Origin of the sequence: Myroides sp. C6-3 (assembly GCF_050522425.1) — a bacterium.
Taxonomy (GTDB): Bacteria; Bacteroidota; Bacteroidia; order Flavobacteriales; family Flavobacteriaceae; genus Flavobacterium.
The window spans coordinates 1-11,885 of record NZ_JBMVQP010000038.1 but is presented as its reverse complement, the minus strand read 5'-3'; the positions used below and the strand labels follow the sequence as shown (position 1 = coordinate 11,885).

Sequence of the window (11,885 nt, the reverse complement as noted above, 5' to 3'; positions counted from 1 at the left end):
GGTTTTTTTTATTAAATAGCTTTTGTTTTTTCTCTTAACCAAGTAGCTTCTTCTGTAGATAACAATTCTTTTAGGCTGTTATACACCCATTCGTTGTATTGGTTTAACCAATCGATATGGGTTTGTTCTAGCCATTTTTTGTCTACTAAATCAGTAGCAATATAGCATATCGTCAAGGTTTCAAAATCCATAAATTCTCCAAACTGATTTGCGTCAAGGTCTTTGGCAAGTACTAAGTTTTCAATTCGAATTCCGTGTTTTCCTTCGCGGTATAGACCTGGTTCAATAGAGGTAATCATTCCCTTTTCGATGGCAATATCCGTTGGTGTAGGATTAAACACATGTGGACCTTCGTGTACGTTTAAGAAAAATCCAACACCATGTCCCGTACCGTGTCCATAGTTTCTCAAGGTAGCCCAAATAGGTCTTCTCGTAATCGCATCAATTTGGTAGCCGCGAGTTCCTTTAGTATAAATAGCCATAGAGCCTTCAATTGTACCTCTTAAAACGATGGTGTAATCGTCTTTCTCTTCTTGTGTAGGTGTACCTAATGCTACAACTCGAGTGATATCCGTTGTACCTGTTTCATATTGACCTCCAGAGTCAACGAGGAGTAATCCTTCCGTCTTAAGATCATAACTGCTTTTTTCATCTGCAGAATAGTGTGGCAAGGCCCCGTGATCTTTATACCCTGCAATCGTATTGAAACTAATGTCTTTAAAACCTGGTTGAGCTGCGCGTAAATCAAGTAAGTGATCTGCAATATTTAGTTCAGTCAACGTACCAGAAGCTACATTTTCTTCAATCCATTTAAAGAATTTTGTCATGGCAACACCATCGTTAATCATGGCTTGTCTTTCATGTGCAATTTCAACTTCGTTTTTAATTGCTTTTAACCGTGTTGAAGGATTCATATCCTCTTTGATCGTTACCGTTGCAGGTACACTGTCATAGGTTGCAAAACACGTGCGTTTTGGGTCCAATAGAATAGTACTTCCCGCAGGAATAGCTGCAATCGCTTGTGGTAAACTCGTATAGTCGGCAATTGAAACGCCAAAGTTGTGTAGTTCTTGTTTCGTTTTATCGTCTAATTTAGTAGCATCTATAAATAGGGTAGCTTTTTCAGCATCTAGATAAACGAAGCTTAGTGTAACAGGGTTACAAGGAACATCAGTTCCCCTGATATTCAATAACCAAGCAATATCATCTAGTGAAGATACAAGGTGACAAGTAGCTCTTTTTTGCTTGAGTATTGCTCGTACACGTGCTAGTTTGTCTGCTGTACTTTGTCCGGTGGTTGACACAGGAAGCGTATAAGCAGGCTCCGTAGGAAGTGCGGGTCTATCGTTCCAAATTGGAGATAATAAATCAGCATGTCCGTGGATCGTAAACCCAATAGGAGCTAGAGTAGATTGAATGGCAGTAGCCACTGCTAAAGAAGCTAAATTTCCATCAAAAGCAACAACACCTGTCTCAAATTGTGTGGTAATCCAATCTACATATTCTGGCATATGTTGAACTTTCAATTTGACTAATTCGAAACCACTATGTGCTAATTGATCGTTTGCTTGAACGAAGTAGCGTGAATCTGTCCATAAACCGGCGAAATTTTGGGTAATAACCAAAGTTCCAGCAGAACCCGTGAAACCAGAAGTCCAAGCAATACATTTGTAGTATTCAGGAAGATATTCACTAATATGAGGATCCGAAGAAGGAATAATATAAGCATCTATCTTTTGTTCTTTCATTAAAGAGCGGATAGCGCTGAGTTTTTCTATATGTGTCATAATATGCGTAATTTCAGTTAAAGGTACGAAATGCAATTTTTAAACCGTGTAAAATTAAAGGGTTTTTGAAGTTAAAAGAAACACAGTAGGCGGTGTTAGTTGTGGAAAGATTTGATGTTAGCCGGTTTTTTACCGCGGTGTTTCCATCGTTTATGCGTCCAAAAATAATACGCAGGAGCCTCGTTTATTTGTTTTTCTACTTCTTGTAAAAATCGATGGGTCAATTCGTAATTGGGCACTTCTTTTACTTGTTCACCTGCTTGAAGGAGCGGAACAAAAGTAGCTTGATAATGCCCTCGCTTGAGGTATTCTACTTTGAGATACATAGGTTCCATATTGAACTTCTTACACAAAGCTTCTCCACCAGTAAAAACGGGTACCTCAATGCCCATAAAGTCTTGCCAGTAATTAGCATCTCCAATCATAGGGGATTGATCACTGATAAAGGCATAGATCCCATGATTTTTATTGATTTCATTTTGGCGAATCACGCGGATGGTCTCTTTCATTTCGACCAAACGCGTATTAAAACGCGTTCGTATTTTTAGGAACATAGCGTTGAAATGAGGATTCGCTATTTTTTTATACACTGCATAGCCTTGAAAATGAATGAATTTATCTAAAATAATCAGCCATTCCCAATTGGCGTAGTGCGCACAAAATAGCATGACGCTTTTTCCTTGCTTTTCTACCGATAGGATCGTATCGAGATTGGTAAATTGAAAGCGCTTTTTCAGGTCTTCTTCCGAAATGGTAATTGTTTTAATCATTTCTAAGAAAATATCGCAGAGGTGTTTATAGAATTGTTTGACGGTATCTTTGACTTCCTGATCCGATAAGTGAGGCATTGTTAATCGGATATTTTCTGTAACCGCTTTGCGACGATATCTCACTACATAATATAGAAGCACGAAAAAACAATCTGATACAAAATAAAAGATTGGAAAAGGTAATTTAGAAATAAGCCATAAGATAGGATAGGCGATATAGTAAATTAGTAACTTCATTATTTAGGATTAATTTACTAGCAAAGATAAGGGATTTAGACTATTTTTAACCCGCTAATCGATACATAAATTACAGTCGATAGTGTGTAAAACAATCAGCATGGATATAGCCCCTATTATTTTAGTTATTTTAATTGGAACAGGAATTACAACCTATAAAGGTTTGCAAGACTATTCTTTTTTCTCGAAGTACAATTTTGATTTGGATCAAATTCGCCAAGGAGCGTGGTACCGACTTTTTACGTCGGGTTTTTTACATGTGGATTGGATGCATTTTGCGTTTAATATGTTTACACTTTATATGTTCTCGAGTATTGTCGTTATGCTTAGTGGGAGTTTCTACTTTGTATTGATTTACATGCTGAGTATTGTTATAGGAAATGTATTGACCTATCAATTGTACAGCAAGCGTAGACAATATTATGCTGTAGGTGCTTCTGGTGGAGTTACTGGAGTAGTTTATGCTTCCATCCTATTATATCCCGATTTAGAGCTCTATTTGTTTTTCATTCCCATTGGCATAAAGGGGTACATTTTCGCTTTAGGTTACTTGCTGTATAGTTTGTATGGCATGAAAAAGAACACGGACAATATTGGACATGCAGCGCATTTTGGAGGTGCTATTGGAGGTTTGGTACTCACTTTGGTACGCTATCCTGCACTCTTTCAACAGCAGACTTTTTTAATTGTTTTGTTGCTGATTCCCATTGTATTACTACTAGTTTTAGCCAAGAAAAATAAAATATAGGTGTTAAAGGTTTATTATAAAAAAGAGGAGAATCTATTTTTTGTGTACGAGATCGCTATATTTGTTAGAAATGATTTAGAAAATTAATAGGATGAAAAAGAGTTTTATAGTAGCTAGCATGTGTTTAGCTTTGGGAGTTGCTGCCCAAGCACAAACAGCAGGAACTAGTGTTCCACAAATCCAAGTTCAAGGCGTTGGAAAAGTAAAAGCCGTACCCGATCAAGCGGTAGTTCGACTGGGCATTGAGAACAAAGGGAAGACAGCAGAGGAAGTAAAAAGTACAAATGACGCGGCAGTTGCTCGTGTTTTAAAATATTTGAAAGAAGCTAAAGTTCCTGAAAAAAATATTCAAACCCAACGGGTAAGCTTTTATTCTTATAAAGACTATACAGATAAAAAAGACTACTATCAAGCAAGTCAAACTATTACCTTAACTTTAGAAGATCTATCAAAGTATGAGGCATTGATTGCTGGGGTTATGAGTAAAGGAGTTAATCGAATTGATGGCGTAGAGTATAAAACTTCTCAATTAGCCTCGTACCAAACTGAAGCTAGAACATTAGCTGTTCAAGAAGCAAAGAAAAAAGCAACGGATTACGCCACTGCTTTAGGACAAAAAGTAGGAAAGGTGATTTTAGTTGCAGATGGGGGAGGATCCACTCCTCCTGTATTTAGACCTATGTACGCTTTAAAGGGGGCAGCTATAGATGAATCAGCAGATCAGACATTAGCGGTAGGGGAAATTGAAGTTAATACTTCAGTTTCTATTAGTTTTGAACTAGAATAAAGAAAATAAATGTATTTTTACAAACGTTAGGTTTCTTGACCTAACGTTTTTTTTTGTTCAAAAAATATAGGAGGAAAGATCCTAAAAAAGCATTTTTTGAATTGCGTTTCTTCCTTGATAAAGTAGGTAAAAAAGATAAGGTAAATAGTTCGGTTTAACGCTATTTCTACCTTTTTTTTCGAGGAATTTATCTAAAATTATTATTTCTTATCCCAAAAGAGGTTGCGTTTTCTTCAAAAAAAACAATCCCTTTGTTTTTCTACAAAATGTCAGAATTAAGCTCTTTTTGTTTGTTGCAAGAAAAGAAATGCTCAATACGAGAAAATAACACTTTTAAAAGTGTTGATTCGAGTGTTTTTAGAACTGTTTTAAATTATTGTATTTAGGTTTCTATTGTTAAATTATATTTATTTCTTGTATTTTTTTATATTAAAAAAAGACTTAATGATAAAAATTGTAGTCATATTCTATTTTTTTTGGTTAAAGTGTAAATTTGCTTAATTGCACTTGAAGACAAAATTAATTGTTTCCTATACATCACACAGTGTTGCTATTCTGAATTTGTATTAGTGAGCGTATAATAAACCCTCAAAATAGGAATTCTAGTTCTGTATTGGACATGGGAGAACTGTTTTTTGAATAAATCTTATACTGCAATTTGTGATTTTTTCAAGTCGATTGTATCCTTTTTTGAGGTTTTCAGTAGTACTAAAGCCTGATTTTTATTTGATTATTGAAAGTTTTTTGTTAATAAAAAGCTAAATAAAAAGACGAATGTTTTTTTGTTATATATCTCTATGTCAAGTTGTTAGTGTTTTTTGGTCGCTAAAAAAAAAGGGTTTTTTACAAAAAAATAAAAGTTGCGATTTTTCTGGCAAGATAATTGAAAGTTGAGAACAGAAGAAGATGTAGAATTAAGAAAAAGAAAGAAAAAATTATGTTACAAGCAAACGAAGTAATTAAAAGATTGAAACAACTACTTGGCTACAAGAATGATTTAGAGCTAGCTAGTTTATTGGAAATTAAACCCAATACCTTATCGTCGTGGAAGGTTCGTGATACCATGCGTTACGATAAAATTATCGCCATTTGTAAAAAGCACAAAATTGATTTGAACGATTTATTCTTGGCCCATCCTAACTCAGTTTTGAATGTTGATTTAGAAAACAGAAGAGTGAAAATGATTTCTGTTGATCACCATATTGAATACTTCTTGAACCCTGAAAAATGTTGTGGAACATCTCCTACTTGTGTTTTTCCAACAGAAGAAGAAGTGGATATGGCCTTTCAGATTGGAGTGGAGAATATGTATCCCACAATTAAGGTGAGTTCTTATGTACTAACAAAACAAATTGATTTAAGAGAAATCAAACCTTGGCACATCTATTTATTAGTTGTTGAAGGAAAGGGAATTTTATGCTATCGGTTTAAGCGTTATACCCTTGAAGGCGAATTGCTTTTTATAAGTGACAATCCTGCGTTTGATTCCTTTTCTGTTCATCCGAAAGATGTGAGAGAGATCTTTTGTATTCGAGGAGCATTTTTGCCTAATATTAAAAACCTAACGGATTACTAATTTATAGTATATAATTGAAAAAGGCGATTTACCACTTATTTGTGGTAAATCGTTTATAAAGAAGAGGATTGTTATTATAAATAAAAAAACTTAGTAGTACTTATTTATTGAATTGATTCATAATTAAAAATTGAGAAGTACTTCTGCATGAATTGAAGTTAAACTGATATTTACTTTATCTATTAGCTAAGTCTTTTGTCTAAATGCGGAGTAGTTGATTGTGTTTTGAATTTCTTGTATTATTTTTTTAGCACAAATAAACTATTTTTTTGTTAGTTAGTTTAGTTTTAAAAATTGTAAAAGTTAAAGTTTATTTAAATAGATCGATAAAGAATAAAAAACAATGATTTTTTTAAATCGCATATTGAAGGGGAATTGAGAGGAAATATTACTATGGGTAGGTTTTGTTAAATTCTTATGTAAATGTTTTATAAAAAGAGAATTTATCAGCTTGTTTTTTGTTTTGTTTTTCTTTGTTATTTGTTTTTGATTTGTGTATTGTTTATTATTTGTTGATATTTTATTGTTATTAATTGTTAACTTTGCTTTTTTTAATACGTATTTAGTAAAATTTAAATTTTATGTTTTTATATAATATGTTCTTTTAAAGAGAGTGATAGTTACAAAAAAAATAAAATCTAATGTTAAGAAAATGAGAAAGAGTCTACGAAAATTACTGTTTGGTTTAACACTTATATGTTGTGTTTATCAAAGTAAGGGATACGCACAAGAACGAGATTTAAGTATAGTCGTTATACCAACAAAATCTACGATGCTTAGCGAAGAGATATTGGCAACACAGTCACAATTTGAATTGGATAAGATTGTGCAATTAGATGAAGCAGAACGCGCAGCTTTGTATGAAACACTGCCAGATCGTTCAATAGGGGAAGTTCAGCACAGAATGATGACCTACGAAACTCAAAAAGGATGTAGAGGAGTGTCGCGCGACTACAAAATAGATATTCGATTTATTCATTCTAGCGCAGTGAATTCACTATGGGATTTTGGTGATGGCAAACCGGCAAAACACATTCCTATTGAAGAGGGAGCAGGCACCTTAGCTACAACGTATATTTATGATGTTCCTGGAATTTATACGATAGAAATTTTGTTTTTTGATAGTGCTTTTAGACCCGTGAATAGCAATGAAAGAAAGATAAAAGTAATTATAGAGGCATGTTCACCTCCTTCTGCCCCTCAATTATCAGTGAATCCAAATATTCATAAAGTGACAATCGAATAATTAAAATTGCAAAAAAAAGAAGAAAAAGGATGAGAAAAATACATTTATATTGTAGTGTTATGTTGTTTCTACTCAGTTTTAGTGCTTTTGCACAAAAAGAAACGTACAACTGGTTCTATGGATCAGGACAAGGAATTACATGGAATACAACTCGATCGTTTGAAGGAGAACCTATTGATGCTCCTAACACTAGGGTGACGCTAACTGGAATACCTACGCGTTATGAATCAGAGATCACGCGTCCAAAAATGTTTCCTATTAGTACAAGAGAAGGGGTTTTTTCCCTTTCGGATGCTAAAGGAAATTTATTGTTCTACTCAAGTGGTAGTACGATTTACAACGCTGAACATGATATCATGAAGAACGCCACCGAATTAGAAGGGCATCCTAGCTCTGCTCAATCTGGGATTATTGTCCCTTTTCCTAGAAGCAAAACGAAATACGTAGCAGTTTCAATTGGAGTCAGTTGGGGAGGTGGAGGAGGATTTGCTTACAATATTCTTGATATTGAAGCAGAGAATGGTTTGGGAGAGTTAATACTGCCTAAAAATAGAGCATTCGTCTTACCTCAGGGAACTGTAAAAGCTAGTTTTGTAGAAAACTTAGCAGCGACGAAACACGCGAATGGCGTAGATTATTGGATTATAGCTATTTCTAGAATGGGAACTAATTCTAAAATGGTTGCTTGGTTGTTAACTGAAGAAGGAGTATCTGATACGCCTGTTGTTTCTTCAATCATAGGACCGGGACTTTATTCTAATAGTGATGCTTATGGGTATTTGAAGGTTTCTCCAAATGGAAAGTATTTTGCACTAATGGAGCATAAGGCAAGGAATATACTATGGGGGGAATTTAACAAGCAAACTGGAGTATTTTCAAATATTAGAGATTACAAGTCATTAACAAATAGTAGAGGAATAGATAATTACGGAGCGGAGTTTTCTCCAAACGGAAAATACCTCTATGTTAGTTCGGCTGGAAGAACCACTAACATAGCTTATGTTTTTGATTTTAACGAGTTACTTCGAGGTAATGTTGAAATTTTAAAAACATACGTCGCAAGTGCAAATAATAATTATTATAGTGGAGCAATTCAGCTAGGACCGGATCTTCGTATGTATATGACAGTGAGTCCTCCTTCTTATGTGGATCGTAACGCCCCGTCAGTTTTATATATGTTTGAAGAACCCAATGAACCACTAACTACAAAAGTTTATGCTTTGAAAAATTTGTCTCCTGGTACGGGAGTAGGAGGTGATGGTGTGTCAGGTACTCGTATTGGTCTACCAACTTTTGCATCTTCTTTTTTCGTTGAAGTTGAAGGTACTACAACTGTATGTGTAGGGGAAGAGGCTGTTTATAGACTTAGTTCTAATGCGGAAAGAATCGAAATTGATTTTGATGAGGGAGACGGTCCTACGATTATTAATAATGTGGAGGAATTGAAACATTCATTTAAAAGACCAGGTAATTACTTAATCAAACTACGACCATTAAATGGAGAAGGAGAACCTATTCAAGAAGAGATAAAGACCATTTATACGATGGTTTACAGTTGTTATTTGCCAGTGAATCACAATTTATTAAATGCTGAATATTAAACCTTTAATCAAAAAAGATAAAATAATGAAAAATATAATACTAGTTTTTTTATTCTTTATGACTCTAACAATTGCTAAAAGTCAAGTTGTTATTGGTTCAGATTTGAAGAGTGAAAGAGGAGCTGTCCTGGATTTGAAAAATCAAGAAGCCAATGCAACAAATAGTACTGCTACTCAAGGGGGTCTTTTATTACCCCGTGTAGCTTTAGTAAACCTTTATACGTTAGAGCCTTTTGTTTCAACAACGGATATTGCTTGGATGGACGCTATAGCAAAAGATAAATTGACAAGAGAACACGTCGGATTAGAAGTGTATAATGTAACAAATAATGCAGAATTTAAACCCGGAACATATGTTTGGAATGGGGCGATGTGGGAACGTTTATTTAAGGAAATTAAAGATAGGGTGGCTAATAGAATTGTTTTTCCTTTGCCTGCTTTTAATTTGCCTTTAATCAATAGTAGTAATATAGAAAGCAAGCGTATGACGGTTGATTTATATCAAATATATACCGATAATATACACAGTAATAATTTTATTACTAGCATGGTAGATAAAGAGAATTTTATCGTAACAAATTATTACCGAGAAGATGAGCTAGACTATGTTGTGACACACTATGATAAAGACGTGATAACGATTCACAATATTAGTAATCGAGGAGTTATGGATTATACAGTTCACAATATCAATCCTGGACCTTCTTCCTTTCTCAATATTTATTTGGTTGTACACGAAGGAAAAGAAAAAAAATAAGAACGATACAAAAATGAAAAAGATGCAATTAATAAAAAAGATGTATGCTATCCTTGCTTTATTCGTATGGATAGGAGCTTCAACAGAGGCTGTGGGACAAGTTACGATTGGCTCAGAAGGAATTCCTAACAGAGCGGCATTATTAGATATAAAAGACCGAGTACAGCCTGGTACAAGTAATGAAACCGCCACTACAGGGGGCTTGTTGTTACCTCGTGTACTTTTAGTAGACAAGACAACTTTAGAACCCTTTATTGCAAGAACAGATAACGATTGGGTAAATCCAAGTAGTAAAATAAAAGAAAAGCACATAGGCTTACAGGTTTATAATTTAAGTACAACGAATGGTTTTACTAAGGGAATGTTTATTTGGAATGGTATAGAATGGGAGAAACAAGATATACCAAAAGACGATTTTGAACAAAATGTAAATTACTTTTTTTATCTACCTTCTTTTAATATTAAGATAGAGGGGGTCAGACGACATGTTGTTGATTTGTATGAAGAATATGAAAGACAGTTTACACGTAATCTTAATTCTAATTTTGTATCAAATGCCAATTATACGCTAGATGTATTGCCAATGGCAGGAAGTGATCGTCTTTATCAACGTGATGAACTAGATTATGTAATTACGGATTATGATAAAAATATTATTAATCCCAATACAATTGCTATTTCAAATGATGGAAAATTGACATTTGATGTAATCAATACTAATACATCTAAGAAGTCATATTTTAACATCTTATTTGTTATCAAACACTAAGTAGCTGAAGGAAAATATTTATTATAGCAGTAAACCTTGTTCTTGATTCGATATTATACAAACTTGTTTAAAAGGTAGATCGCATCAAGAAGTACTATTGTTAAAAAAGAGAGACTATTCAAAAAAAGTCTCTCTTTTTTTGTCCCCGTTCCTTGTAGTTTATCCAAAAGAAACCGCTGTGACTTTCTATTCTTTGTTCTAGTTTTTGATGGCAATATGGACAAGAGTTTTCCTTCTTTACGTCATTTAGATTACATCATTTAAAATCGAATAGAGGATAGAAAATATTTTTTATTTAGTAAAATTAAAGAAAAGTGTTTGTTTTTTATATTAATTTTTAAATAAGCTAAGGTTTTGTTTATCAGTTGTTTATATTGGTTTTTATTTGAATTTTTAACAAAATAACACTTATTGTGTATTTTTTGGCATTATGTTTGGTATTATGTGGTTGTGAGGGTGAATAAGTATATACAAAGACGAAAACGGATAAAAATATGCTATCAGCATAATTTTTGTTAACGTTTAAAATTAAAACTCGATTTCTTCTTTTTATAATTTATAAAAACGTTCTTGATTTTGGTTAATCCATTCTTTTGTAAAGAAACAGTGGTAAACCAAATTGAAAATAATACAACATTTAGCTTATTCGAGCACTAAGAATTCTTTAAAAGACAGTGTAAATAGTAATTGCTTGTTTTTTATCGAAATTAAGATGACTACAGTATCGTTTTTTGATTGCTAACTGACGTTTATTTTGAAAAAAAACAAAAATTATCCTTACAAATGAAAAAGTGGAGGATGAGAATAATTTATTTTTTTTTCACATTTAAAAAACTGCATTTCGAGATTGTTTATCAGCTAGCAGAAATGAATTTTTGTTGATATTCAAAGAGATAGGGTTTTTTATATAATCGAATGGATTTTATGCGAATAATTAATGTTTTTTGTGTTTTGTATTTTGTTTAATATTAGCATAATTTAATAAAGTAACTGTTAGTTTTAATGTGTTTTTTATTAAAAAATCTCAAATATAAACTAATACTATTGAAAATAATTTATTCGTTGTATTTTTGTATAGTAAAATTTTAAGAGTTATATAATTCAAAAAAATTGAATATGATAAGAAGATTACTTCCGCTAATTGCACTTTTTTTAAGTGGATCAGCAATGGCTCAAATTGGAATTGGAACACCGAAAGCAAATACCTCAGCTCAATTAGATATAGTCGCAAATGACAAAGGGGTTTTGTTGCCACGAGTTGAATTAAAAGCATTGAATGATAAATTTCCAATTGTTGGAGATATTATTGAAAGTTTATTGGTATACCATATTGGAAATAGTACATTAGATGCAGGTTTTTATTATTGGAATTCAAATGTCTGGATTCCTTTACTTTCTGGTCAAAGTTACGTTGATCGACGAAATAATACGTTTACTATTGAGGGAAATCCTACTAATAATGGTGAGGAATCTTTAGTAATTACTGATACTCAAAATCACAGCATTTATTTAGCTGTTTCAGAGATTGCCAACAACAGCACGTTTATCGAGAATTTAACTGAAAATAGCGAGTTCATTACCAAACTAGGTGATAACGTTGAATTCAT

Annotated in this window: 9 protein-coding genes and 1 pseudogene; 8 read left to right on the top strand and 2 right to left on the bottom strand. The window is 33.2% G+C overall.

Annotated elements, in window-relative coordinates:
• Nucleotides 1–11: 11 nt before the first annotated feature.
• Both ACPDG9_RS13695 and ACPDG9_RS13690 read right to left on the bottom strand, forming a co-directional pair.
• Complete coding sequence (locus ACPDG9_RS13695) at nt 12–1,787, bottom strand: aminopeptidase P family protein (RefSeq protein ID WP_430528283.1); 1,776 nt, start codon at nt 1,785–1,787, stop codon at nt 12–14.
• A gap of 95 nt (nt 1,788–1,882) precedes the next feature.
• Entirely contained in the window at nt 1,883–2,794 is a 912-nt protein-coding gene (locus tag ACPDG9_RS13690) for a lysophospholipid acyltransferase family protein (RefSeq protein ID WP_430528282.1), read from the bottom strand.
• Between the two features lie 100 nt (nt 2,795–2,894).
• On the opposite strand from ACPDG9_RS13690, the gene ACPDG9_RS13685 reads away from it, so the two are divergent.
• The 8 genes and pseudogenes from ACPDG9_RS13685 to ACPDG9_RS13650 all read left to right on the top strand — a co-directional run.
• Entirely contained in the window at nt 2,895–3,542 is a 648-nt protein-coding gene (locus ACPDG9_RS13685; RefSeq protein WP_430528281.1) for a rhomboid family intramembrane serine protease, read from the top strand.
• A 91-nt stretch (nt 3,543–3,633) separates the two neighbouring features.
• The gene (locus tag ACPDG9_RS13680; RefSeq protein WP_430528280.1) at nt 3,634–4,329 is read left to right on the top strand and encodes an SIMPL domain-containing protein; all 696 of its coding nucleotides are present in this window, start codon (nt 3,634–3,636) and stop codon (nt 4,327–4,329) included.
• 937 nt (nt 4,330–5,266) lie between these two features.
• Nucleotides 5,267–5,905 (top strand): LexA family transcriptional regulator, encoded by a 639-nt coding sequence (locus tag ACPDG9_RS13675; protein WP_430528279.1) that lies wholly within the window; start codon nt 5,267–5,269, stop codon nt 5,903–5,905.
• 652 nt (nt 5,906–6,557) lie between these two features.
• A complete protein-coding gene (locus ACPDG9_RS13670; RefSeq protein ID WP_430528278.1) occupies nt 6,558–7,151 on the top strand; it encodes a hypothetical protein in 594 nt (197 codons plus the stop codon).
• Between the two features lie 29 nt (nt 7,152–7,180).
• Entirely contained in the window at nt 7,181–8,752 is a 1,572-nt protein-coding gene (locus ACPDG9_RS13665; protein WP_430528277.1) for a hypothetical protein, read from the top strand.
• 25 nt (nt 8,753–8,777) lie between these two features.
• Nucleotides 8,778–9,509 (top strand): hypothetical protein, encoded by a 732-nt coding sequence (locus ACPDG9_RS13660; protein ID WP_430528276.1) that lies wholly within the window; start codon nt 8,778–8,780, stop codon nt 9,507–9,509.
• Nucleotides 9,510–9,549: 40 nt separating this feature from the next.
• Nucleotides 9,550–10,278, top strand: a complete 729-nt coding sequence (locus tag ACPDG9_RS13655) for a hypothetical protein (RefSeq protein WP_430528275.1) — start codon at nt 9,550–9,552, stop codon at nt 10,276–10,278.
• A 1,116-nt stretch (nt 10,279–11,394) separates the two neighbouring features.
• Nucleotides 11,395–11,885 (top strand): annotated as a pseudogene (locus ACPDG9_RS13650) (hypothetical protein); the annotation flags it as partial.